The organism is Methanococcoides alaskense (assembly GCF_027594145.1).
GTDB classification, from domain to species: domain Archaea; phylum Halobacteriota; class Methanosarcinia; order Methanosarcinales; family Methanosarcinaceae; genus Methanococcoides; species Methanococcoides alaskense.
Window position 1 is genome coordinate 17,300 of record NZ_JAQFFK010000004.1, and the last position, 24,982, is coordinate 42,281.

Annotated in this window: 24 protein-coding genes; 17 read left to right on the forward strand and 7 right to left on the reverse strand. The window is 45.0% G+C overall.

Annotation, left to right across the window (positions count from 1 at the left end):
- Positions 1 to 30: 30 nt before the first annotated feature.
- Together PBV53_RS08165 and PBV53_RS08170 are read right to left on the reverse strand one after the other, a co-directional pair.
- Positions 31 to 1,932: a phosphoadenosine phosphosulfate reductase domain-containing protein gene (locus PBV53_RS08165; protein WP_270096695.1), complete on the reverse strand. Its 1,902-nt coding sequence runs from the start codon at positions 1,930 to 1,932 to the stop codon at positions 31 to 33.
- 52 nt (positions 1,933 to 1,984) lie between these two features.
- A complete protein-coding gene (locus tag PBV53_RS08170; protein WP_270096696.1) occupies positions 1,985 to 2,668 on the reverse strand; it encodes a CRISPR-associated protein Cas4 in 684 nt (227 codons plus the stop codon).
- 257 nt (positions 2,669 to 2,925) lie between these two features.
- Here PBV53_RS08170 and PBV53_RS08175 point away from each other — a divergent pair, with 257 nt between their 5' ends.
- From PBV53_RS08175 to cyaB, 5 genes are read left to right on the forward strand one after another with little or no spacing between them, the layout of a single operon-like run.
- On the forward strand, positions 2,926 to 3,666 hold the full coding sequence (locus PBV53_RS08175; RefSeq protein ID WP_270096697.1) for a helix-turn-helix domain-containing protein: 741 nt from the start codon (positions 2,926 to 2,928) through the stop codon (positions 3,664 to 3,666).
- A 56-nt stretch (positions 3,667 to 3,722) separates the two neighbouring features.
- Positions 3,723 to 4,772 carry a hydroxymethylglutaryl-CoA synthase gene (locus PBV53_RS08180; protein WP_270096698.1) on the forward strand — a complete coding sequence of 350 codons (1,050 nt, stop codon included), beginning with the start codon at positions 3,723 to 3,725 and terminating at the stop codon, positions 4,770 to 4,772.
- 10 nt (positions 4,773 to 4,782) lie between these two features.
- Entirely contained in the window at positions 4,783 to 5,955 is a 1,173-nt protein-coding gene (locus tag PBV53_RS08185; protein WP_270096699.1) for an acetyl-CoA acetyltransferase, read from the forward strand.
- A gap of 5 nt (positions 5,956 to 5,960) precedes the next feature.
- Complete coding sequence (locus PBV53_RS08190) at positions 5,961 to 6,362, forward strand: Zn-ribbon domain-containing OB-fold protein (protein WP_270096700.1); 402 nt, start codon at positions 5,961 to 5,963, stop codon at positions 6,360 to 6,362.
- Positions 6,349 to 6,864, forward strand: coding sequence for a class IV adenylate cyclase (gene cyaB, locus PBV53_RS08195; RefSeq protein WP_270096701.1), 516 nt, complete (start codon positions 6,349 to 6,351; stop codon positions 6,862 to 6,864). The genes PBV53_RS08190 and cyaB overlap by 14 nt, the downstream gene beginning before the upstream one ends.
- Positions 6,865 to 6,901: 37 nt before the next feature.
- Here cyaB and metG read toward each other — a convergent pair whose 3' ends face one another.
- Positions 6,902 to 8,956: a methionine--tRNA ligase gene (gene metG / locus PBV53_RS08200; protein WP_270096702.1), complete on the reverse strand. Its 2,055-nt coding sequence runs from the start codon at positions 8,954 to 8,956 to the stop codon at positions 6,902 to 6,904.
- Positions 8,957 to 9,088: 132 nt separating this feature from the next.
- Between metG and sppA the strand changes: the two genes are divergently transcribed.
- On the forward strand, positions 9,089 to 10,321 hold the full coding sequence (gene sppA / locus PBV53_RS08205) for a signal peptide peptidase SppA (RefSeq protein ID WP_270096703.1): 1,233 nt from the start codon (positions 9,089 to 9,091) through the stop codon (positions 10,319 to 10,321).
- Between the two features lie 83 nt (positions 10,322 to 10,404).
- Here the strand turns inward: sppA and PBV53_RS08210 are convergent, their stop codons facing one another.
- Both PBV53_RS08210 and PBV53_RS08215 read right to left on the reverse strand, forming a co-directional pair.
- Positions 10,405 to 11,331, reverse strand: a complete 927-nt coding sequence (locus PBV53_RS08210) for a ribose 1,5-bisphosphate isomerase (RefSeq protein WP_270096704.1) — start codon at positions 11,329 to 11,331, stop codon at positions 10,405 to 10,407.
- 40 nt (positions 11,332 to 11,371) lie between these two features.
- Positions 11,372 to 11,701 carry a hypothetical protein gene (locus PBV53_RS08215; protein WP_270096705.1) on the reverse strand — a complete coding sequence of 110 codons (330 nt, stop codon included), beginning with the start codon at positions 11,699 to 11,701 and terminating at the stop codon, positions 11,372 to 11,374.
- Positions 11,702 to 11,877: 176 nt separating this feature from the next.
- On the opposite strand from PBV53_RS08215, the gene PBV53_RS08220 reads away from it, so the two are divergent.
- The 10 genes from PBV53_RS08220 (at position 11,878) to rpl12p (ending at position 20,499) form a co-directional block, all read left to right on the forward strand.
- On the forward strand, positions 11,878 to 13,242 hold the full coding sequence (locus PBV53_RS08220) for an NAD-dependent succinate-semialdehyde dehydrogenase (protein ID WP_270096706.1): 1,365 nt from the start codon (positions 11,878 to 11,880) through the stop codon (positions 13,240 to 13,242).
- 25 nt (positions 13,243 to 13,267) lie between these two features.
- The gene (locus tag PBV53_RS08225) at positions 13,268 to 14,062 is read left to right on the forward strand and encodes a class I SAM-dependent methyltransferase (protein WP_270096707.1); all 795 of its coding nucleotides are present in this window, start codon (positions 13,268 to 13,270) and stop codon (positions 14,060 to 14,062) included.
- Positions 14,063 to 14,185: 123 nt separating this feature from the next.
- Positions 14,186 to 15,625 (forward strand): D-aminoacyl-tRNA deacylase, encoded by a 1,440-nt coding sequence (locus PBV53_RS08230; protein WP_270096708.1) that lies wholly within the window; start codon positions 14,186 to 14,188, stop codon positions 15,623 to 15,625.
- 91 nt (positions 15,626 to 15,716) lie between these two features.
- Positions 15,717 to 16,823, forward strand: a complete 1,107-nt coding sequence (gene ftsZ, locus PBV53_RS08235) for a cell division protein FtsZ (RefSeq protein WP_270096709.1) — start codon at positions 15,717 to 15,719, stop codon at positions 16,821 to 16,823.
- A 196-nt stretch (positions 16,824 to 17,019) separates the two neighbouring features.
- Positions 17,020 to 17,217 carry a protein translocase SEC61 complex subunit gamma gene (locus PBV53_RS08240; RefSeq protein ID WP_270096710.1) on the forward strand — a complete coding sequence of 66 codons (198 nt, stop codon included), beginning with the start codon at positions 17,020 to 17,022 and terminating at the stop codon, positions 17,215 to 17,217.
- A 4-nt stretch (positions 17,218 to 17,221) separates the two neighbouring features.
- Complete coding sequence (locus tag PBV53_RS08245; protein ID WP_270096711.1) at positions 17,222 to 17,686, forward strand: transcription elongation factor Spt5; 465 nt, start codon at positions 17,222 to 17,224, stop codon at positions 17,684 to 17,686.
- Positions 17,687 to 17,763: 77 nt separating this feature from the next.
- Positions 17,764 to 18,249, forward strand: coding sequence for a 50S ribosomal protein L11 (locus tag PBV53_RS08250; protein WP_250867068.1), 486 nt, complete (start codon positions 17,764 to 17,766; stop codon positions 18,247 to 18,249).
- A 248-nt stretch (positions 18,250 to 18,497) separates the two neighbouring features.
- The gene (locus tag PBV53_RS08255; protein ID WP_270096712.1) at positions 18,498 to 19,139 is read left to right on the forward strand and encodes a 50S ribosomal protein L1; all 642 of its coding nucleotides are present in this window, start codon (positions 18,498 to 18,500) and stop codon (positions 19,137 to 19,139) included.
- Positions 19,136 to 20,158, forward strand: a complete 1,023-nt coding sequence (locus PBV53_RS08260) for a 50S ribosomal protein L10 (protein ID WP_270096734.1) — start codon at positions 19,136 to 19,138, stop codon at positions 20,156 to 20,158. Before PBV53_RS08255 ends, PBV53_RS08260 begins: the two co-directional genes overlap by 4 nt.
- 44 nt (positions 20,159 to 20,202) lie before the next feature.
- Positions 20,203 to 20,499 (forward strand): 50S ribosomal protein P1, encoded by a 297-nt coding sequence (gene rpl12p / locus PBV53_RS08265; RefSeq protein ID WP_270096713.1) that lies wholly within the window; start codon positions 20,203 to 20,205, stop codon positions 20,497 to 20,499.
- Between the two features lie 141 nt (positions 20,500 to 20,640).
- Here the strand turns inward: rpl12p and PBV53_RS08270 are convergent, their stop codons facing one another.
- Both PBV53_RS08270 and PBV53_RS08275 read right to left on the reverse strand, forming a co-directional pair.
- Entirely contained in the window at positions 20,641 to 21,669 is a 1,029-nt protein-coding gene (locus tag PBV53_RS08270; RefSeq protein ID WP_270096714.1) for a DUF7544 domain-containing protein, read from the reverse strand.
- 42 nt (positions 21,670 to 21,711) lie between these two features.
- Entirely contained in the window at positions 21,712 to 23,319 is a 1,608-nt protein-coding gene (locus PBV53_RS08275) for a DEAD/DEAH box helicase (RefSeq protein WP_270096715.1), read from the reverse strand.
- Positions 23,320 to 23,916: 597 nt separating this feature from the next.
- Between PBV53_RS08275 and PBV53_RS08280 the strand changes: the two genes are divergently transcribed.
- Complete coding sequence (locus tag PBV53_RS08280) at positions 23,917 to 24,891, forward strand: radical SAM protein (RefSeq protein WP_270096716.1); 975 nt, start codon at positions 23,917 to 23,919, stop codon at positions 24,889 to 24,891.
- The last annotated feature ends 91 nt before the right edge of the window (positions 24,892 to 24,982 follow it).

Genomic DNA, 24,982 nt, shown 5'->3' on the forward strand with positions numbered 1-24,982 from the left:
GTTGGCCATTATGACCGTCAATTCCAAAGTTCACCCAAATTTCACAACCGGGCAAATTGTAACACAAGCACCACAATGAGTGCATTTACTGCTTATGATCGCCTTTCCATCCTCTATAGTGATACAGTCGTTAGGACACTTTCCTACGCAGACCCCACAACCCATACATTTCAAAGACCGTCTTACCGCTCTTTCGATCTGGGTCATGAACTCTCTTGCATCTGTTTCGTTATTGCCTCTTGCAGTTACTGTCCCTGATGCGAATATCTGTGCACGGTCATCTTCGTGATGCACAGAAGCAACACCCTCGATATAGGCAACTTTACCTGCTGAACGAAGCAAACCGGTGGTTTCCAGAAGTTCCATGTCCAGTGCAATACCAAAACTGCCTTCAGCTGACATTCCACCTTCGCGGCATGGTCTGTATCCTGAGGTTACACTGAATTTCAGCTCACCTTTAACATCACTCTTTGGTATGATATTTATTCCCTTTTCCTCTGCTATTTTTGCAATAGCTGGTGGCAGGGTCTGCCATCTCCATAGTCCGTGCTCTACCCACTCTTTCGAGAGTCCCATCTTCTCCGCATATTCAAGCAGATGGTCATTGAGCCGTTTTACCAGTTCCGGATGCGTTTCTTTTAGCCTGAACAGGTCTGACAATGAGGATGATGGGCATAACCAGCATCCTATGCGGTCGAATCCCCTCTCGTACATTACATTATAGGGTACACCGGTCTTGAATATATAGAGCCATACGTGCATTGCTGTCCAGTCCTGTATGGGGGAAGCTCCAATCTGGTTGCCTACCCACGGGTTCTTCCAGACACGTTCACTGTTCGCCCTTGCAGCGGACTCGTACTTTCTCTGCCCGATAAAAGTAAGGCATCCATCCTCATAATTGTCATTGATTATCTGTGAGATCGGTCCAAGTTTACAGACCTTGCAACACCAGCGTGCTTCCACTGACGGGGGTCCGAAGTCCCCGACAGATTCCCAGAAAGCTTCTCCAGCGTCCTTTGTCCTAAGAGGGCGTTGATAATGTTCCACTATGTCCTTCACATTCTCTATGGTCTCAGGGAATTCTAGTCCTGTGTCAGCGAAAAGGAGTTCGTAATCATCAAGGCACTCACTTACAAGCTGTAATACTGCAAGGCTGTCCTTTCCTCCTGAATAGGACACGCTCACCGGTCTGTTCACAGTTTCATTAGTATGTTTGATGAATTGATGTGCTTTATCTTCAAAGAGCGCAAGTATCTCGGAATTCGCTTTGACCGCATCATCCCATGTCTGTCCGCCTTCAGGCACATCTATCTTTTCAGGCTTGCCTTTCCATCTGTTCTTGACACCAACACCTTTATTGTGCTCGATCATGTCCGCACCGCTCATGCGTGCCCTTCCGACCGCAACGATCTCACCTTCAGGTGTAAGCACAACCGTCTCGTCAGACACCTGTATCTGTGGATCGGCATCTATGATCCCTGGAGCCAGTACGCTTGCCCCTTTCAAGATAAAACTAACCGCCCCGCTATCAAGCACTACCCAGCCTTTCATCTCTTTCAGGTCCCTGCCTTCAAAAAGGCGTCTTGCACCGGCCAGTCTTGGCAGGAGTACCCACTTCAGACTGTCCATCTCAAAACGGAAACTTGCAAGGACTTCACCATCCACGATAACTTCTTCCATCCTGTCATCGTAGGGTGCTTTGTTGAGCACCGCTAAGTGCCCTTCAGGTATAATAGGTACATTGAACTGTTCCATTGAAACAGCATTTATATTGTCTATATCATACTGGAAAGCTGGCCTTATGTCGCCAGGAGGTGTGACACTAACTTTCGTGGTTTTCTTGCCACAGCTGCATTTTTTCCCGAGTACGGGTACATTACAGTCTTTACACCAGTGCAGAAGCAGTTTTCCCAGATATACAGGTTTTGACATTGTAGATGGACACTGGAAGAATACATAAATAGGTGTTGGGTGCTCGGATTTCTTAGAAGAATTTAGAGGCAAGGGTGGACTTGTTTATGCAGAAATGTGTGAAATTACAATGTTCGCAGATCTTCCCTTCTTTACGTTCAGGCAGGTTTCCGTCCTTTATTCTGTCAACGCGGTCGCGTATCTTAAGCACCTGTCTTCTGTCCTCTGGTCTGACCTTCACTTTTCGTATCTTCCCTTCCTTTGCATATTCCACAAAACCTAGCTCTACAGTTTCCCCGCTGTTCTCCTCTAACAGCATTGAAAGAGCTGCAATATGTATCCTATCGTTCCCCCAAACTCCGTTTTCCGGGCATCTTCCGGTTCTTATGGAAAGGGGTGCCATCCTTTCTCCATATTGCACTATGGCAGAAGGGATGCCTGTCAGGTTCAATCTGTCTGAATGAAGTACAGGTTCTGTTCTATGGGGCATTATACTTTGTATAACATCAACTTCGCTTCTCTTGAAGACCGCATCGGAAAGGTTTGTTGCAATATTATCAAGCAGTTCAAAGACGTTCTTTTCGGCAGTCTCTATCATATTAAAAGGGACATTTTTTAGCTCAGTGGAGTATATGAGGTCAAGTTCGCTCTTTACACGTTCGAATTCCGCACTAAGTTCTTCCAAAATGCTTTCTTTTGTGGGCTTTGTTTTTTTAACAATGTCTGCATAACCCATTGCTAGCTCCTTTATCATCATATGTTCAATATATCCTGAACTGATGGTTGGCAGAAGCTCTTGCTCTCGGTATGTATAATATACTTGTCTGGGGCATTTTAAGTACAGAAGAAATTCCGATACATTAGCATGTAATTTCAAATTTGCCAGGGACATGGTTTATTACAGATTATCGGCATTTTATAAATAGTTGAACCATATAATTAGTTTTATTCGACAATTGTCGATAGAACGTTCGGTACATATATATGTGTGACACTCATACAGTTTATTGAAGTATGACCAAAGATATGGCCAATGAAAATATTCGTCAGCGTCTAGCTGAAAAAATGGCAGGCGAGATCACCTTATCCGAGAAACCCGGTGAGGCGCTGAAAAAATGGAGACTTAACTTCGACATTGCCCAGACTGATCTTTCGGGCTATCTAAAAGTATCTCCTTCTGTCATCAGTGACTATGAAAGCGGACGGCGAAAGTCTCCGGGAACACTCATTGTCAGCAAGATAGTCGCCGCTCTTTTGGATGTCGATACTTTAAAGGGCGGACAGAAAATACACAGCTACGAAGGCATGCTTTATGCCGATCCGGGAGCTAAGGCGGTGTATGCTACCTATGAATATACATATCCTATACAGCTCGCCAAACTTGCGACCCTGATCGAAGCGGATGTTGTGAACAAGGGTGTGGAAAAACCCCTTTACGGTTTTACGGTTGTGGATAGTAAGAAGGCCATCCTTGAGCTTTCTTCCCATGAGTTCCAGAAACTCTATGGATGGAGTACCGAACGTGCATTGATATTCACCAAGGTATCCACAGGAAAATCACCAATGGTGGCTATTCGCGTGACCAATTTGAAACCGGGAGCGGTTGTCATCCATGGGCTTCGTGGCAACCAGGTCGATCCGATGGCAAAGAAGATGGCAGAGATCGACAGGATACCACTTCTCGCAACAACGATGGACATTGATGAACTGGTCGAAGTGCTGAAAAAGTACAGCCAGTATCATGTGATAGAATAATGATCGCTTTGTGATCGATTTTGAAAAACTTGAACATATAAACAGGTGAATGATTAATGAGTGTAGGAATTGTTTCTTACGGTGCTTATATCCCCAAATTCAGGATAAAAGTAGAAGATATTGCCCGTGTATGGGGAGATGATGCGGATATTCTCAGTGCAGGTCTGATGGTATATGAAAAATCAGTTCCTGACCTGGATGAGGATACTGCGACCATTGCAGTGGAAGCTGCAAGATCTGCGGTTTCACGCCATAACATAGATGCTAAGCGTATAGGGGCCGTTTATACGGGTTCTGAAAGTCACCCTTATGCTGTAAAACCTACCAGTACGATCGTTGCCGAAGCTATTGAAGCAACTCCTGTGCTGACAGCTGCGGATTTCGAGTTCGCATGTAAGGCAGGCACTGCCGCTATGCAGGCATGTATGGGTCTGGTCGGTAGCGGAATGGTGGATCTTGGAATGGCCATAGGTGCCGATGTATCCCAGGGCGCTCCGGGAGATGCACTGGAATATACTGCAGCAGCAGGTGGTGTGTCCTATATTATCGGTAACAAGGAATCTGAGATGATCGCAGTTATCGAAGACACATTCTCCTTTACCACTGACACTCCTGATTTCTGGAGACGTGAAGGTATGCCATATCCGGAACACGGCGGCAGGTTCACAGGCGAGCCTGGCTATTTCAAGCATGTGACCGGTGCTGCAAACGGTCTTATGGAAAAGATGGGCACAAAACCTTCTGATTATGACTATGCTGTTTTCCACCAACCAAATGGGAAATTCCCTTCAAGGGTGGCAAAGATGCTGGGTTTCACTAAAGAACAGATCAAGCCCGGTCTGGTAGTTCCATGGCTTGGGAACACATATTCCGGTTCATGTATGATGGGTATTGCCGCAACACTCGACCAGGCAAAACCGGGTGACAGGATATTTGCAACGGCATTTGGTTCCGGTGCAGGCGGAGATGCGTTCAGTTTCAGAGTGACCGACAAGATCGATGAGGTCCGTGATGCTGCGCCAAAGGTCCTAGAACTTTTGAAAGATCCTGTCTATATGGATTATGCAATGTATGCCAAACACAAAGGTAAGATAAGGCTTGCATGAGGGTGTTGATATGAGAGACGTAGCAATTATTGGTGTTAAGAACACAAATTTCGGTGAGATGTGGGATAGATCCTTCAGGGACATCGTTGTCGAAGCAGGTGTCGGAGCGATTGAGGATTCCGGCATATCCGGTGAAAAACTGGACGGCATGTACGTTGGTAACATGAGCGGAGGACAGTTTGTAGAACAGGAGCACATTGGTGCCCTGATAGCTGATTATTCCGGTCTTTCCCTGGACCTTCACATTCCATCCACACGTGTCGAGGCAGCATGTGCTTCAGGCGGTCTTGCTTTCAGGCAGGCTGTAATGGCAGTAGCTTCCGGTCACGAGGACCTTGTGATGGCAGCAGGTGTGGAGAAGATGACCGATGTTTCAGCAACGGCAGCTTCAGCAGCACTGGCAGCAGCAGCAGACCGTGAATGGGAAGGCATCATGGGTGCGACATTCCCCGGTCTTTATGCAATGATAGCAAAGATGCACATGCATCAGTATGGGACCACAAGTGAACAGCTTGCGGCAGTTGCTGTGAAGAACCACCAGAATGGATCAATGAACCCGATCGCACAGTACAAGAGTCGTATCACCATAGACAATGTCCTTAATTCCATCATGGTGGCTGACCCATTGCACATATTCGATTGTTCACCTATCACAGACGGTGCATCCGCATTGGTACTTGCTCCTGCGGATATCGCACACGAGTACACTGACACTCCCATCTATGTGAAGGCGACAGCACAGGCAAGCGATACAATTGCTTTGCATGACCGCCGTGACATCACAACACTGGATGCATCCGTAATGGCAGGAAAGCGTGCCTATGAGATGGCGAAGATGACCCCTGCGGACATCGATCTTGTGGAGGTTCACGACTGTTTCACGATCGCAGAGATATGTGCTATCGAAGACCTTGGCTTTGTGAAGAAAGGTCTGGGCGGTAAGATGACCGAAGATGGTGAGACTGCTATTGGCGGAAAGATCCCTGTGAACACTTCCGGTGGCCTGAAAGCATGTGGTCATCCGGTCGGTGCTACTGGTATCAAACAGCTCGTAGAGGTCACACAGCAACTTCGTGGAGATTCAGGTCCTCGTCAGGTCGATGGCGCAGAGGTTGGAATGACCCATAATGTCGGAGGGTCCGGCGCAACCGCAGTTGTAAACATCTTAGCGAGGAAGAGGTGATTGGAATGTCTGTAGCAAGATTCTGGAGAAAGCAGATCAACAGGTACAATATTGTGGGAACGCACTGCAAGACCTGTGATACACACTATTATCCACCACGAAACGTTTGTCCGAAATGCAGACGTCATGGCGATATCGAGCCTTACAAGTTCGCTGGCCCGGGCAAGGTAGTGACCTACACCATAATTCACACCGCAGCAGAAGGATTTGAAATGCAGGCGCCGTATGCGCTTGCCATTATCGAACTGGATGAAGGTCCAAGGTTCACAAGTCAGGTAGTTTGTGATCCAAAGGAAGTTTCCATTGGTATGTGGGTCAAGCCTGTGTTCAGAAAGCTCGGTGAGAGTGGTGACAAGGGTATGATCTATTACGGAACGAAGTACGTCCCGGATAATGATCGAAATTGAAATCAAAGTGCGCGCCGAACATGCCCCTGTAAAGGACAGGGTAGTAAAGCTCGGTGCGCAAAAAGTTCGTACGGAAGATCACGTTGATGTGTACTACAATTCACCTCATCGTGATTTTGCCAAAACGGACGAAGCATTGAGGTTGCGTAGTGTCGATGGTGGCACATGCATGACCTATAAGGGCAAGAAGCTCGATGAAGTTTCCAAGATGCGGGAGGAATTTGAGACTCCTGTGGATGGGGTGGCCGCCCGGGGCATCATCAATGCACTTGGTTTTTTTGAATCAGGTGTCGTGAAAAAGATGCGTGATATCTACAAATACGACGATATAACTATCTGTTTTGATAATGTCGAAGGTCTCGGCGAGTTCGTGGAAGTTGAACTTGTTGCGGATTCGGATGTCGAGGCACACAGGGAAAAGCTCTTCGCCTTCCTTGAGCTGATCGGGTCAAAAAAAGAAGATTCCATCAGGACATCTTATCTTGAGATGTTGATGGATTGAGTTCATTTTGTTAAAGGGGGAAGTCCCCCTCATTTTTTCAGTGTATGCAGGTACCTGGGTTAGTTTCCTTTTCCGGCTGCAAAAGGATGGCGTTATCCGCAGCATCCACTCCGGCAAGCACCATTCCATTGGACTCGACACCGCAAAGTTTTGCAGGTGCAAGGTTTGTGAGGACAGCTACCTGTTTTCCTATAAGTTGTTCGGGCTCATGGGATTCTTTCAAGCCGGCAACTATCTGGCGTGTTTCTTCTTCCCCAAGGTCCACCTGAAGTTTTAGTAATTTCTTTGATTTTTTAATAGCTTCAGCGGATACGATGGTTCCAATGCGTATATCCATTTTTGAGAAATCGTCGAATGTGATCAAATCTTTCATCTCCTCTATTTCTTTTACTTCTTCTACTTCTTCTGTGCCATTTTCCTTTGCAATTGCTTCCTTTACCCTTGCAGCAGATATGGCTTCCATCTCTTCGGTCTTCTCATCTTCTATCTTCTCAAAGAGGATGGATGGCTTTTCAAGTGTGATTCCACTCTTTACAAGTTCAGTGGCTTCCATATAATTTGTTTCATGCACGTCTGTTTCCATGCCTATCTGTTTCCATGCCTCTTCCATCTTTTCCGGAAGTATGGGTTCAAAGAGCAGACAGAGTGCTTTTGTGATCTGGGCACAGTTCTTGACAATTTCTCCACATGCTTCCTTGTTCTCTTTTATGAGCTTCCAGGGTTCATTCGACTGGAAATATGTGTTTCCGTATGAAGCAAGTGCCATTACAGTGTCCGCATATTTCTTGAACTCGTAGTTCTCCATGGCCCCTTTTGCATTTTCAATGGTTGTGTTGATCTCGTCAAGGATGTCCTGCTTTACCTCTCCTTCAGGTATCTCTCCGAAGTTCTTATGTGTGAACAGCAGTGTCCTGTACAGGAAGTTCCCAAAAACACCTACTAGCTCGGTGTTTACCTTGTCCTGGAACACTTTCCATGAGAAATTAAGCTCCTTTGTATGTGAGGTATAACTTGCAAGGTAGTAGCGTAGCAGGTCCTGGTGGAATCCGTGGTCAAGGTAATCCTCGTCCACCCAGACAACATATCCGCGGCTCTTGGAGAATGTCCTGTCCTCGATCTTTACCATTCCTGAAGCGACGACCGCATCCGGCTGATTGTATCCGGCACCTTTGAGCATTGCAGGCCAGAAGATGCAGTGGTGGTAGATGATATCCCCTCCGATGAAGTGGATGATACTTCCGTCATCTTTCCAGAACTTCTCCCAGCTCTCATTATTTGCTTCTGCCCATTCTTCTGTGAATGCGATGTATCCGATAGGTGCATCCACCCAAACGTATACCACAAGGTCCTCATGTCCCGGGAATTTGATTCCCCACTCGAGACTCCTTGTGATGCACCAGTCTGTAAGTTCCTGCTTTACCCAGCCGAGGGCATAATTTCTTGCATTGAGCGTTCCGCCAAGCCCTTCAAGATATTCCAAAAGGAAGTCCTTGAACTGCGAAAGCTTGAAAAAGAAATGCTCTTGTTCTTTATATTCAGCAGGTCCGTTACATGTGGTGCAGGTGGGATGTTCAAGTTCTCCCGGTTCAAGATGTTTTCCACATCCCTGGTCGCATTCGTCTCCTCTTGCTTCCTTTTTGCAGTGAGGGCATGTTCCCTTTACGTACCTGTCCGGAAGGGAACGGTCGCAGGAAGGGCAGTATGCTACCTCGATGGTCTTTGGGTAGACATAACCGTTCTCTATGAGTTTGCTCACTATCTCGGTTGTACGGTTATGGTTGGTGGGGTCATCTGTGGTGCCGAATGCATCGAACATGACCCCCATTTTCTTGAAGGTCTCATCGAAGTGTTTGTGATATACCTTTATGATCTCGGTAGGCGTCGTTTTAAGTTCCTCTGCATTGAACACTATGGGAGTTCCGTGTGTATCGGAACCACAAACGAATGTGACTTCCTGTCCTGTCTTTTTTAAGGACCTTGTGAATATGTCTGCGGGAACATAGGTGCGTAAATGACCTACATGCGCCTTTCCATTGGCATAAGGCAGTCCGCATGTGACAAGAACTGGTTTCTCTGATGGGAATTTGGACATTATTGGTCTCCATGATCATTAGTTTTCTTTTGCATAGTGTGCAATCATAAAATATATTTCGCTTATATGTGTCCATAAGAGAAGCTTTTTGAATGGTCAGGTACAATTTACAACATATAATAGAGGTGTTGGATGAGCTATAATACAGATCCAGAAAATGAGACTGAGGACAATAAAGAGCTTATGGAAGAGCTCCTTGAAGAATCCGTATTGGGAGCTCCCGATCTTGGTGCATTGGAATATTCGCCGGAGCCTGAATATACGGAGATACTGGACAATGTTCATGAGCAAGGGGGCTCAGTGGATAATGTTGTTGTGGAGACTTCCGAACCCTCGGATGCTGGTCCTGTGAAGAAGGTCCCTTATGTGGATATGGGGGATAAAAGGGTTCCATATGGAAATGAACCGATGTCCTCCAGGGAACCGCCCCAGTACGCAACTCCTGAAAAGAAGGACCGCAAATGGCAATATATCGCGGTCATCTCAGTACTGATGTTAATTATAGGCGGCAGTTTTGCAGTTATCTATATGTCATTTGGCGGGGACATCTATACTACCGACGATAAGGTCGCAGTTATATATGTGCAGGGTTTCATGCTGACGGGAAACCTTCCTTCTGGATTTGGTTATGCTACTTCTGAAGATGTCTGTAACAGTCTGCGTAAAGCAACCCGGGACGATAGTGTAAAGGCCATTGTCATGAGAGTGAATAGTGGTGGTGGATCTCCTGTGGCCGCAGAAGAGATAGTCACTGAGATCAAGAAGGTACAGGACATGGGAATCCCTGTGGTCATCTCCATGGGTGACGTGGCAGCGAGTGCTGCATATTATATCTCCGCACCGGCAGATCTCATTGTCGCAAATCCTTCCACAACTACCGGAAGTATCGGTGTCATCAGTGTCTACACCAATAGGTCTGAGTTCTATGATGAAGAAGGCATTGAGTTCTATGTCTCTAAATCGGGTTCATTCAAGGATGTGGGTGGCGATTGGAGGGGACTTACTCCTGAGGAGAAAGAATATGTGGATAATGTTGTGCTTGATGTATATGACCTGTTCGTTACCAGTGTTGCGGAAAACCGTAATATGACAAAGGGTGAAGTGAAAGATATTGCAGATGGTCGTATCTACATTGGTAAGGAAGCACAGAAGCTCGGGCTTGTGGATGAGCTTGGTAATTTCTATGATGCCATTGATGCAGCGGCTGAACTTGGTGGTATCGAGGGTGAACCTGTGGTCTATTATATTAACAAACCATCTCTTTCAAGCATACTGTTCGGTTCGGAAGAAACGATGTCCTCACAGGCTGCAGAGCAGTTAGCGAGCTATTATACTGAAAGCCCGGTGGGATATTTGATCGAATGATGTAAGTTCGTTGATGAACTGGATGAGGCAAAACAGTCTATAGATAATGATGTAAAAGGTCTCCTTTGAGACCTTTGGCCTTTTCAGCCCATTTTTGTAAATTCCCATCCTAGGTGCTCTTTGATGATGGTGTAAGCCATCTGTGGGGGGAATGCACCTACCTCTGTTATTATCATGTCAATATACTCTGCAGGGGTTATGTCGAATGCGGGATTTTTGACCTTCACATTTGGCATCCCTGCAAGGACCTCGGTGTCGATGACCTCTTCCGGTGACCTTTCCTCAATCTCGATAAGATCTCCATGAATGGTCTTCGGGCTGAACTTGAACGTCTCTGCCACACACAAGAGGTTCTTCCTTGCTTCATTTGCGGCAAGTGCAAGCTGGGATGTACCCACTTTGTTCACGAGTGCGCCGTTGATGGTTATTGCATCCGCACCTACTATTACGGTGTCAACATCCTTCATGCAATATCTTACTGCGGAATCCACGATCAGCGTGGTCGGGATCCCATGATCGTTAAGTTCCTTTATGGTAATGAGTCCCTGTCTTCTTGGTCTTGATTCTGTGGCAATGACGGATATGTCCTTACCCTGTTTGAAAGCGGTTGTTATTACCGAAAGGGCAGCATGGGAATTACAGTGTGTCATTATGACATCGCCGTCGCGTATCCTCTTTGCACCGATCTCCCCCATCTTCTTAAGGGCCTGGCCTGCCTGTTCCAGGAACTTGTCAGCATTACGGAGGATCTCTTCCCTTGCTTCTGATACTTCGGTTGCAGTGTGGCGCTTTGTAAGCTGGACTGCATTCGGGAGGGATACTGCTGTGGGTCTGGTCTGGATAAGTATGCTGGCAGCTTCATCGACCTTTTTATTAAAGTCCTTGATGTTCGTCACTTTTATGTTGAGTACATAATCACGAAGTGCTGCAGATGCTGCTTCAGCTATCCTTCCGGCTCCCCTTATTTCCATCGTGCGGATCTTTTCCGCGGTATCAAGTAATTGCTGCATATCAATATATTTGAAGTGAATGCATTTATATGTATTCGCTTTATGCCACTTCCGATGACTGAATGCGTTTTCCGATGTAGTAGGGAATTGCCAGTAACAATGCGTAGCTTATCCATATCAAGAGATATGGGTGGTAGCTATTGTCGTATATCGTCAGGTACATTGCAAGGTCAAGTGCCAGATTCACACTAAGGAATGTGATGCCAAGTAATTTTGCTTCTTCCGCTTTGTCCTTTGTATCCTTGAGATATGTCTTTGTGAGATATATTGTAAGAACGGGCAGAACAACTAATAACGGTAAACCTATCGCAGGCATTTTTGAGATGTATTCTATTGATGGGATCGCTGAAAGCGCAGGGGTAATGTGCACTATGCTCTCCCAGATAAAACCGACCATCCATATCGCTAATGCCTATCTTGCTGCGGAAAGTGGCCTATATGGGATATTGATCAACTAAGTACCTCCGCCCTCACATCAGTTATCTCATATTTAAATGTTAGCTTTAATCCCACTTATTTAAATCACATCAGAATTAACTACCCTCCATGAAAAAAATAACCTCGATAAATCCTGCAAATGGGACTGTTAATGGTGAATTCGAATTTCATTCTCCTGATAAGGTAGACCTTATCCTTAAAAGATCGAGCGAAGCATTCCAGTACTGGAGATCCCTCAAAGGTGCTGAAAGGGCTGTGTATCTTGAAAATGTTGCAAAGGTACTTCGAAACGATAAACAGGAATTGGCAGAGGCCATCACCATGGAGATGGGGAAGCCAATCAGACAGGCACTTGCAGAAGTTGAGAAATGTGCCAGCATGTTCGACCACTTTGCTGCTAACATCTGTTCTTTCCTTGAACCTGATGTCATAAAGGAGAGTCCTTCCGCCTTTATCTCATACGAGCCAATGGGGGTCGTGCTTGCTATCAAGCCCTGGAATTTTCCCCTCTGGCAGGTATTGAGTGCCGCTTCACATATTCTTGCAGGCGGGAACACCATGGTGTTAAAACACTCCGGTTATGTTCCCATGTGTGCGCTTAAGATCGAATCTGTTTTCGAGAAAGCCGGATTTCCAGAAGGTGTTTTCCAGACCCTTCTTGTGGATGGGCCTACTGCTTCTTCGTTGATCTCGAGACCGGAAATTGCAGCTGTATCCTTTACAGGGGGTTTGCCTGCCGGTCAGAAGGTTGCTGAGGTCGCTGGTCGCAACATGAAGAAATGCGTGCTCGAACTTGGGGGTAGCGATCCCTTCATTGTGCTGGAGGATGCAGACATTGAAGAAGCTGCAAAGGCAGGGGTTGCCGGAAGGTTCCTCAATTCCGGACAGACCTGTATCTCTTCTAAACGTTTTATCATTGAAAGTTCCGTAGTTGATGAGTTCACTTCTGCATTTGTGGAAAATACACGTAAGCTCAAAATGGGTGACCCTTTGGACAGAGGCACTGATCTCGGTCCTCTTGTACGGGATGGGCAGGTCTCATTGCTTGAAGGACAGATAGAGAATGCCGTTTCAATGGGGGCAAAAGTGGAACTTGAAGGCGGTAGGGTTGAGGGTGATGGATATTATTTCTCTCCTGTGGTTCTGTCGAACGTATCTCTTGATATGAAGGTCATGAAGGAGGAAACTTTCGGTCCGGTGGCACCGATAATTTCAGTGGAGGATGAGCTGGAAGCTCTGAAGGTTGCCAACGCTACAGAGTTTGGCCTGGGTGCAAGTATATGGAGCAGTGATAAAGAGAATGCATCGTTCCTTGCGTGTCAGATAGAGTCCGGGGTAGTTGGAGTGAATGGTTTTTTCAAACCGGAAGCTGACCTACCGTTTGGCGGAGTTAAAAAAAGTGGTATTGGGAGAGAACTCTCCCGGTTTGGTTTCTATGAATTTATGAACATCAGGTCCACGGTGTTATTTTAATAAACTGCAGGCGGATATTCATTCAATGAGCATAATGCAAAAAATAGCTAACATTCCTGAAGAACTCATTGGGAATGTCCCCAAGCGATTCGATATTATAGGTGATATTGCGGTCGTTTCTATTCCTGCTGAGCTGGAGCTTTACAAATTACCTGTGGCAGAACATATTGCTTCAATGAGGGGGAATATTCGCGGTGTGCTCAATAAGGTCACCAGACTTGAAGGTGAGGATAGGGTTGCTGGGTTCGAGGTCTTGTTAGGGGGTGAGCCGGTTACCACTCATGAGGAGTTTGGTTTTAGTTATAGGATGGACCTGCGTGAAGTTTTCTTTAACGGAAGGCTTGCTTTTGAAAGGCAGAGGGTGTCTTCCAAAGTGAGGGCAGGTGAAGATGTCATTGTTCCGTTCTGTGGCATTGGTCCTTTTGCTATACCTGCTGCAGCAAAGGGTGCAAAAGTGGTTGCAATTGAAAAGAACCCTCATGCATGTAGGTGGCTTTTTGAGAATGTGCGGTTGAACCAAGTTGGTGGTAACATTCATCCCATTCTGGGGGATGCATCGGATATTGGCAGTTTTCTTAAGGCTCGGTTCGACCGTGCGATTATCCCCACTCCTTATGGAATGGATGGTTTTCTTGAGAAGTTGTTACCTTTTGTGAGAAAGGGTGGGAATGTTCATTTTTATGCTTTTAAGAAACGATCTCAAATAGAGGGATTGGTGGAAGAGTATTCTGATATGGGGCTTGATGTTGTTGAATCTCGAAGGTGTGGAAATATTGCGCCGAGTATTAGCCGTTGGGCGTTCGACATGGTCAAGGAGTGATAATGTTTCAGAAATATTGTGTGAGTCCATTAATTATCATTTCTTAATGGGATGGGTGTTCGTTCGTGAAGACCTATGAAGTGAAAAAGAGTTAATAAAATATTGTGCATTGGAGTTATTTTTATGACAGAAGATAATGAGGGTCAGGTCGCTGGTATGAGTATTGTTATAGTTTGTTCTACTGTGGACCCGGCAAGTCAGAATATAAAAGAGCATTTGCTAAAGCTCAGAGATTGGGTCGAAATGAGTGTTCCAGATGGTATCTTTGATGACCTTTCTGCGGTGTATCGGAGTGGGAATTTTCATATTGTCGAGGTTACTGAACATCATATCTATCAGGATGGGATCGACAGGAAGATCAAAGAGGCAGGTTTGCCATGCGATCTTCTCATTTTCGCTTCCAAACATAAAAGTGCTGATGGCAGGCGGCTTTTGACTGCACACTTTACGGGGAATCCGGGTTCTGCTGATTTTGGTGGGTATCCTGGTGAGCTTTCTAAGGCTGCTCCGTTCGCGCTCCGCTGCTTGCTTAGGAATATGGCCGAGCTGTCGGAGGGCATCGGGTTCGATGTTTCTATGGAGTCTACTCATCATGGACCTTCTGATCTTGATGTCCCTTCGGTCTATGCGGAGATCGGTAGCTCTGAGGTGGAGTGGGTCTATTTGGATGCGGGGGAGGTCGTTGCACGTTCTATCCTTTCCGTGAGACTGGGAAGTTGTCCTGTGGCTCTTGGATTTGGGGGTGGGCACTACGCTGCAAGACAATCCGGGATCGTTCTGGGCTCGGATGTTTCGTTCGGTCATAATTTCCCGAACTATCAGCTTCAATTTGTTGATGGGGATATGTTCAGGAAGGCAGTTGAGAGGTCGGGTGCAGATATTGTGTATTGTGACAGGAAGGCGATGTCCTCTGAGGAGAAGAAACGGATAAATGAGCTTGCAGATGAATGTGGGCTTGAGGTATTGAGGGAAAGTGACATCAAAGAGATGGACGGGGTCTGCTGGGATGTTTTCAGGATATTTTGGCATAAGGTTCGGGATGAGGGTCTTTCCGGGCGGGTAAAGGTCCCTGCTGGGATGAAGGATAAGTTGAGTGGGAATGCTTGCGATATTTTTGAGTTCGATGTGTCTAATGTTGTTACTGTTGTAGTTGACAATGAACTTCTCAAATTGGTAAGGTCTGTTGATGTAGGTGGTGTGAAAAGGCTGCTTAATATGTCGAATATTATCTATTCGGAACGCGATGATGCAACAATATCAAATCATTTCTATACTTTCTGGAATCGTGATGCAGAGAACTTCCTTACCTTTATTGTAGATGAATGCATTAAAATACTAAAAGGGCGTTATGGTTCTGAATACGTTTTCGAAGAAAATGTGTTGTATATTTCGGATGAGAGATTCAGTCCTGAGCTCGCGCGAAAGTGGGGAGTTCCTTCCGGTCCTATGTTTGGGAAACTGGCAAAAGGTCAGTCCGTTATGATCGAGGGTACCACTATCCGACCAGAAATGGTCCATGAGAGAACACAGAAGAGTTTTGTGTTAAGGAATGCGATCTTTTGAACGATGTAGATAAATATAATACTTATCTCTATATATTACGAATATCAATATTCCATACATTTGATCATGTTGCTATAGTGGAGGATATATTATGAAATCCATAGTAGAAGAGGCATTAGCTCGATCTGTAGAAGAGACGCAAATCCGTTCCAGCGACGTTTCACAATCTGATAATGTTAATGCGGAACTTGAGGCAATGCTGAAAGATCTGCAGACTAACATCAAGGTTGTAGGATGTGGCGGAGGGGGTTCGAACAGCGCTCAGCGTATGCAACAGGAAGGCATCAAAGGTGCTGAAGTCGTTGCTGTGAACACGGATGCTCAGCATCTTTTGAACGTTACTACCGAAAGGAAGATCCTTATTGGTAAGAAGAAGACAAGGGGTCTTGGTGCAGGTAGTCTGCCTCAGATCGGTGAGGATGCTGCACTTGAGAGCATCGATGAGGTGCGTTCGATAGTGGATGGCTCTGATATGGTGTTCATTACTGCAGGCCTTGGTGGCGGTACCGGAACAGGTTCCGCTCCAGTTGTCGCAGAGGCTGCAAGGGATGCTGGTGCTTTGACGATCGCTGTGGTAACTCTTCCATTCTCCGTAGAGGGGCATGTAAGGCGTGAGAACGCAGAAGCAGGTCTTGAAAGGCTCAGGGATGTCGCTGATACTGTCATTGTCGTTCCGAACGATAAACTTCTTGAGGTTGTTCCAAGGTTGCCATTGCAGGCAGCGTTCAAGGTTTCCGATGAGGTTCTGATGAGGGCTGTGAAAGGCATTACAGAGCTTATTACAAAACCGGGTCTTGTGAACCTTGATTTTGCTGATGTAAGGACCGTTATGCAAAACGGTGGCGTTGCAATGATAGGTCTTGGTGAGGCAGATGGTGAGAACAAGGCTGTAGAGTCTGTTCAGAAAGCATTGAGGAGTCCTCTTCTTGATGTGGACATCTCCGGTGCGACATCTGCTCTTGTGAATGTTGTCGGTGGTCCGGATATGACCATTGCAGAGGCTGAGAGCGTTGTTCAGGAAGTATATAGCAGGATCGATCCGAATGCAAGGTTGATCTGGGGTGCCCAGGTGGACCCTGATCTTGAAAATGCAGTGCGTACTATGCTTGTCGTTACTGGTGTGAGGTCCCCACAGATCTACGGAAGTGGGAATTCCAAGAACGTGACGCGGAAATACGGGATCGATTTCGTAAAATGATCAGGGGGTCTATCTCCTTATCTTTTTAATTTGTTCTGTATGATACGGTGCTGTTCAATCGAAAGGTATTTTATTTAGTACGTTATTTAAACGATACTACAATTTTATAGTCGGATCGATCGTTGATGAATTGTATCGTATCAACTCGTACATATCAATAATACTAAAACTGGTTGTGAAAAGTTTGGCAGAGAATATGTTAAAATCGGCTAAGATAAACCGCAATGTCGTTCAGATCCTTAAGTCATATATTAGGGTACTGAAATTATCCAAGAAGCCTTCCAGAGAGGAATTCCTCATGATCGCTAAGGTCGCTGGTGCCGGAATTCTTGTGATAGGCTTTGTTGGTTTCCTTATTTATGTGCTGTTGACAGTAGTTCCACAGTGGGTGTAATTTTATGGGTGAAGATGCCGCTATATTTGTTGTAAAGACAACTGCAAATCAGGAACGTTCGGTTGCTGCTATGCTGGCTCAGGTTGCAAAGAAGGATAATCTTGATATCAGGTCGATAATTGCTCCTGATGAGCTCAAAGGTTATGTACTTCTGGAATCTTCCGATTCCGGAGCTGTTGAACAGGCGATCCAGACAGTTCCTCATGCAAGGACTGTTGTAAAAGGTCAGTCCAGTATAGCGGAGATCGAACATTTCCTTACGCCAAAGCCAACCGTTACAGGTATTACGGAAGGTGCTATTGTCGAAGTGACCTCTGGTCCTTTCAAGGGTGAAAAGGCACGTGTGAAGCGTGTTGATGAAGGCCATGAAGAGATCACTGTGGAACTGTTCGATGCAGTCGTACCAATACCTATAACTATTCGTGGTGATACTGTACGGATACTTAGGAAAGAGGAAACAAATTCCTGAGTGAATAGATTCTATTCATATATCTAATCTATAAACTTATTTAATTAATTTATAAAATTTAAAAAGGTGTTGCTCGAATGGCAAGTGTAGTAGAAGCATTGGTTCCTGGCGGTAAAGCAAATCCCGGTCCTCCACTGGGCCCTGCGTTAGGACCTCTTGGTGTTAATATTAAAGACGTGATCGAAAAGATCAATGAAAAGACAAAAGATTACAATGGGATGCAGGTTCCTGTTAAGGTTATCGTTAATGACGATAAGAGTGTTGAGATCGAAGTGGGTACTCCACCAACATCCGCATTGATCCTTAAGGAACTTAACATCGAGAAGGGTTCCGGAGAGTCCGGTACCGTTGTTGTTGGCAATCTTGAGATCGCACAGGTCGCAAAGATCGCACGCATGAAGAAAGACGATATTCTTTCCTATTCGCTTAAGGCTGCAATCAAAGAAGTCATGGGAACCTGTGTTCCTATGGGTGTAACGATTGAAGACCTTGATCCAAGGGAATGCCAGAAAGCTGTTGATGAGGGCAAGTTTGACGAGTCTCTCGCAGCAGAAGCATGGTAATTAAAGAGATACTAGTATCTCTTTGATATTTATATCAAATTCAAACAAGTTGGTCAGTCTTTTGGCTGACCGACAAGTTTTAAACAGATGCTTCAATATTGAAGCTTCGTAATTGAGATGAAAATCTCCTTACTTTACCGTAGTAGGCCGGAGCGGTCGTATGGGCTGGTATGCAATTATTGCGTGCCTACCGGATGCAGATAATATCTGTATCAGAACACATGTTCAAAAACTACGGGAGGAATAGAATGGTAGAAGAAACTACTTTAGATCTAGTAAAACAGTTAATTGAAGGTTCCCCGGAACGTAAGTTCTCCGAGAGCTTGGATCTCGCAATTAACTTAAAGAATCTCGATATGAGTCAGCCTAAGAATCGTGTGGATGAGGAGATAATCCTTCCTAACGGCCTTGGTAAGACCATGAAGATCGCTGTTTTTGCAAAGGGTGAGGTTGGACTCAACGCAAAGGATGCTGGCTGTGACTATGTCCTTACAGAAGAGGACATCAAGGAGCTCGGCGAGGATAAATCAAAGGCAAGAAGTCTCGCAAATGAATGTGATTTCTTTATCGCAGAAGTCCAGTATATGGCTCAGATCGGTAAAGCCCTTGGTGCTATTCTTGGTCCTCGCGGAAAGATGCCTGTACCATTGACCCCTGACAGGAACGTTGTTGATCTTATAAACAGCACAAAGAACTCAATACGTATCCGATCAAAGGATAAATTGACCTTCCACGTGTCAGTTGGTCGCAGGGACATGGCTGTCGAGAAACTTGCAGAGAACATCGAAACAGTTCTTGTTAGAGTTGAACATTCTCTTGAGAAAGGTAAACACAACCTTAAATCAGTCTATGTTACAACTACTATGGGTAATTCTGTGAGGTTGGTATAATGGGAGAACTTCACCACAGTGAACACATTCCTCAATGGAAGAAAGATGAGATCGAGGAAATTAAGAGCCTCATTGAATCATATCCATTATTTGGTGTTATTGGTATTGAAGGAATTCCTGCAAAGCAACTTCAGTCAATGAGAAGGGACCTAAAGGACTTTGCAGTCCTTAAAGTTTGCAGAAACACTCTAACAAGAAGGGCACTTGACCAGTCATCTGATGATGTCAAGAAGATGGATGATTATGTTGATGTGCAGACCGCACTCATATTCACAAAACAGAACCCTTTCAAACTCTACAAGTTGCTTGAGAAAAGTAAGACTCCTTCCCCTATTAAAGCGGGAATGGTAGCTACTAGCGACATTATTGTAGAGGCAGGCCCAACAAGTTTCCCACCAGGTCCTATACTTGGTGATATGCAGGGTGCAGGTATTCCTGCAGCTATTGATGGCGGAAAGGTTGTCATCAAGGAAACAAAGGCTGTTGCAAAGGCTGGCGAGGTTGTATCTCAGAAACTTGCAGCTATGCTGACAAGGTTGGAGATCTATCCACTTGAAGTCGGTCTTGATCTTAGGGCAGTTCTGGAAGAAGGTTCTATCTTCACTCCTGATGTACTTGCTATCGATGAGGAACAGGTATTCTCCAACTTCGTACAAGCAGCTCAGCAGGCATTCAATATGTCTGTCAATGCAGCATATCCAACTGCTATGAACATCAACACATTGCTTGCTAAGGCGGCATCCGATTCAAGAAACGTTGCAGTCAATGCTATCGTTTACGAGCCAGGGATCATGGATATTCTGCTTGGTAAGGCATACAGCAAGATGATGGCGATCGCTTCAGCAGCATCCTCCAATGATGATGCTCTTGACGATGAGCTAAAGGAAGCACTCGGTGCAGCAAGTTCTGCTGCAGCTGCTGGAGCAGCAGTCGAGGAAGTTGTTGAAGAGCAGGAAGAAGTCAAGGAAGAAGAAGAGGAAAGCGACATGGCGTCCGGTCTTGGAGCACTCTTTGGATAAACTAACTATTAAATATAATATTAATAACTAAAAGGTGAATTACAATGGAATACATATACGCAGCACTATTATTGCACAACGCAGGTAAAGACATTACAGAAGAATCAGTCTCCGCAGTACTCTCTGCAGCAGGCACAGAAGTAAACGAATCACGTGCAAGGGCACTTGTTGCAGCACTCGAAGATGTAGATATCGAGGAAGCAATGGCAACCGCAGCATTTGCACCAGCAGCAGCAGCAGCTCCAGTAGCAGCAGTAGCAGCTGAGGAAGCACCTGCAGAAGAAGAAAAAGCTGAAGAAGAAGAGAGCGGCATGGCTGGTCTCGGCGCACTCTTTGGCTAAGCTATTTTCAAACCGATACTCGCATTATGCGAGTATCAATTCTTTTTTTTAATATAATTTCAATTCTGTGATCCTTTCATTCGGTTCTAAAAAAGTGTCTGAGATCTATCTCTGACAATTTGAAAGCTAAACTTATATTCGTTAAGCTCGTTCTTCGCTATTTTCAAAAACATCAAATAATGGGATGTTCATTCCGGGGTCCCATTTCTCAATGAATGTAAGCACATGGTATTTCATAAATACTCGTAAAGGCACTGCTCCCATCATCGAGACCAGCATTAACAGTATGATCTCTATAAAAACGATAGGTGCAATAATTATCCATACTGTTTCCCCTAGCATCATCGAAAGAACGAAATAGATAACTGCATCGATGATAAGAAATAGCAAGATCGGTATCAATATCAATAAAAAAACAAGAATTATGACAGCTATACTACCGAATGCCCACAGGAACATCCTTCCTATCCAGTATGCAAACATTTGTTTCCAATCGCGCCTGAAATTTGCGATAACTCTTTCCAGGGATTCAATAAATCCTGTGGAACTGTACATTGCAACAGGGATACAAAGAACGATGAACGAATTAATTATACTGCTTATTATGGAGAGAATTATTACTACCGCAATGAGGCTGGGGCTGGAAGTTATCAAAAGGGGTAGTAGGTTTGTTGAAGGATAATGTAAGATCTGCATTATGATGGGCAAAGCCGCCATTAGAAATATTCCCAGGTATACACTTCTCAGTTCCAGCCTTAATATGAATAGGTCCAGTCCCCTGCGTAGGAACTTAGCTGAATATTCCCAGAATCGAACGTCATTCTTTGTGACGGATTCCACAAGAACAAGGTCCATAACTGATGCAAAGTATCCAAAGAGCAATACCAATACAACAATTATTATGGATGCTGCGATCACCCATGACAGATCTGGCATCGATATCTGATCTATAAATGAGCTCAATGTAGGGATTTCAAAAAAAGGTGATGAGGTTGTATCTTGGAAATCTGAATTTGAAGAAGGTCCGTTGTAACCTTGCCCTCCTCCTCCACTTGCCAGAGCTATAATAATGGCAAGTTTTATCCATTTCCATATATCAAATGGCTCAAGTAGTGCGACCCGTGTTCTTTTAAAAGCCACGTCGACCGCATCTACTACAAACCAGCTCATGCAAATAATACTCTACGGTGTTATAAAAAATAACCGGTTAGGTTATTCTCTCTTCTTTTGAACGCCTGTCCTTTTCTTAAAACCGGTGCGTGCTTTGTCTCCGCCGCCGCTACCACGGTCATTACTTCTGCCACCGCTGCTGCCGCCACTGCTACGTCCTCCGCTTCCACGGTCGCCACTTCTGCCACCGCTGCTGCCGCCACTGCTACGACCGCCATAGCCGCCACTGCTACCGCCGCTGCTGCCACCTTCGCTGCTGCCACTGCTACGACCGCCATAGCCGCCACTTCTACCACCACTGCTACCGCCGCTGCTGCCGCCTTCGCTGCTGCCACTGCTACGACCGCCATAGCCGCCACTTCTGCCGCCACTGCTACCGCCGCTGCTACGTCGGTCACCGCCGCCACTGCCACTGCTACGACCGCCACCGCCGCCATAGCCGCCACTGCTACGACCGCCGCCTCTTCCACGGTCTTCTCTTCTTCCTCGGGTCTCGCGATGGTCCCTTGGGCCTTTGTCATCATCTTTTATGAGTACCCTTTCGAATTCCGGTAAGTCTTCCCGCTCGATCTTGAAATTGCGGTTCTGTTTGGCGAGCCTGGAAAAGCCGCCCTTATCTACATCAGCGACCACATTGATGACCTTTCCTTCTCTTCCAGCCCTTGCTGTCCTTCCTATCCTGTGAACATATTCACTGGGGTCGTCAGGAATGTCGAAATTGTAAACATGGGACACATGAGGAATATCCAGTCCTCTGGCAGCGACATCGGTGCACACAAGTGCATGTGCATTGCTGGAATGGAACTTGCTCAGTGTGCTCTTTCTCTTTGCCTGTGTATGTCCGCCATGGATGGCTATTGCATCAATGTCGTTCTTTCTCAGGTTCTTCTGTACGAAATCAACATTGCTTCTCGTATTACAGAATACCATTACAAGTCCTGATTTTTCGCTCTTCAGGAGATGTACAAGAAGTGAGAACTTCATCTTCTTAGGAACGTCAATATATACCTGTTTCAGTTTGTCTGAATCCACGTATGCCTTGGCAAATACCTTTGAAGGGTTGTTCATGTATTTGCTTGAGAGATACTGGATGTCTTTGGAAACAGTTGCTGAGAACATCATTGTCTGTCTGTCAGATGGACATTCGTCGATGATCTCTTCAACATCATCAATGAATCCCATGTCAAGCATTCTGTCCGCTTCATCAAGGACAAGTATCTCAACATCTCTGAGGTCGATAGTTCCTCTTTCGATATGGTCTAATAATCTTCCTGGGGTTGCAACAACAACATCCGCTCTTTCCAGCTGGCGTATCTGTGGATTGATAGCTACACCGCCGTATATTGGTGCTACTCTCAATTGTTTATGTCTGGAAAATTCCTTCAATGAGTTCTGAACCTGCTCTGCCAACTCTCTTGTTGGTGTAAGGACCAGTGCTCTGATTCCATTTCCTTTTTCTATCTTCTGGATGATTCCACACCCAAAAGCGAGCGTCTTACCTGATCCGGTAGCAGCTCCACCTATTATGTCTTTTCCTTCAAGGATTAGAGGAATAGCCATTTTCTGAATTTCAGTAGGCTCTTCAAATTTCTTGTCCTCTATCGATCTTAAGATCGCATCCTCGATACCTAATTTTTTGAATGATTCCATGATGATTACCTGTTAATTAACGCTTAAAAAAAGACTGAATGCCTTCATTTTACTATTTCCCATCACAAACCAGTTCAAAAAATTATTGGGATGTTGATAATAATGGGCTATATTCTGACGTTTTTAAGTAGACTTCTCATACATCTTTCTACTTATAAACATTGTCCTAAAATTCGAATATTTTAATCATTGATACGAAGATTTTCCCGGAATGCTATAAATGAACGTATTGCCCTTCTCATCTTCAAACTCTATCAAGTCATTGCGGCTATGCATCTCAACAAAAAACCCTATCAATACCAGTATTTTTGCTAATGGTATATTGCTTGCATATCGGTCCTGTTTCTTTATTGAGTTCACTAAAAACATTAGTCTGGACTATATAAAGAAAGCTGATAGACGTATTGAGGGATGTTCTATGTTCCTGGCTCATGTTTGCAAGTGAAATACTTTTTATTATGCTGCTTGACCCAATATGTGATATCTCCTTAATACTTTCTCCCTCTTATTTTCTTTGCAAAATTGTTGATCTGTATGTGCCAAGTTTTATCAACTCCTTTACAAGATATAGAGCACCAAAATTGAGCACTGATTATCATGTCCAAGTTTTCACCAACTATAGCTGCACGTGCTGTCTGGCAGATGAGGGTTCGCAAACGACCCTTTGTTCTTTCGCATGCGATCAATTCCAAATGCAACATGAGTTGTAAATTTTGTGAGTATTGGAAGGACCCCGGGCAAGAGATGAGCCTTGACTCGATATTCAAAATGCTTGAAGATGCCCGGTCGTTTGGTATCGGTGTCTATAATGCATGGACTGTAGAACCTCTTCTTCGCGATGACCTTCCCCAGATACTCAGGTTTGCCAAAGAGCTTGGCATGATAACCTCTCTCATTACTAACGGCAAACTTCTCGAGAAAAGGATAGACGATCTTAAAGACCTTGATTATCTCTCGGTATCCGTGGATGGTACCAAAAGTTACAAAGAAATCAGGGGGGTCGATCTTGATGTTCTCCTTAACACTATAATGAATGTGAAGGACAAACTTAAGAATCCGCTTCTTATGAACTGCGTTATAAGTGGGAAAAACCTCGATGATATTGAAGAGCTTGTACAACTTGCACAGGACATTGGGGTAAAGATATCCTTTGAGCCGATGTATGAGTTCAAAGGTATCGATGATGGTGTCTGGTCATCGATGGGTATTCGTGACATGGATAAATATCGGCGCACTATCGATCGTGTAATCGATATGAAAAGACAGGGCTATCCAATAATCAATTCCATAAGTTATCTTTCAATGATAAAGGACCTGAAAAAAGGATTCAATTGCCATGTCAATAATTTCATTCTTGATGTGACCCTCGATGGTTCCATTGAGATTTGTCGGGTCCACAGGGAACCTCTGGGAAATATCAATGAAGGAATTGCAAATGTTTGGAAACGTTCACGTTCACAGCAGCACGAAGTGACCAAAAATTGTGAGGGCTGTTTCTTCTTCGGTTATGTTGAGAACAGTATGATGTATGACATGAACCTTGAGGTAATGCGTCACTATGAATGGATGTAAATGTCCTTTCAGTGACCGTATCTGCCAAATTTGACAAAGTACATCTCTTCTTCTTTTCGAAAGGACTTATATATTAAATAAGGTGTGTTCC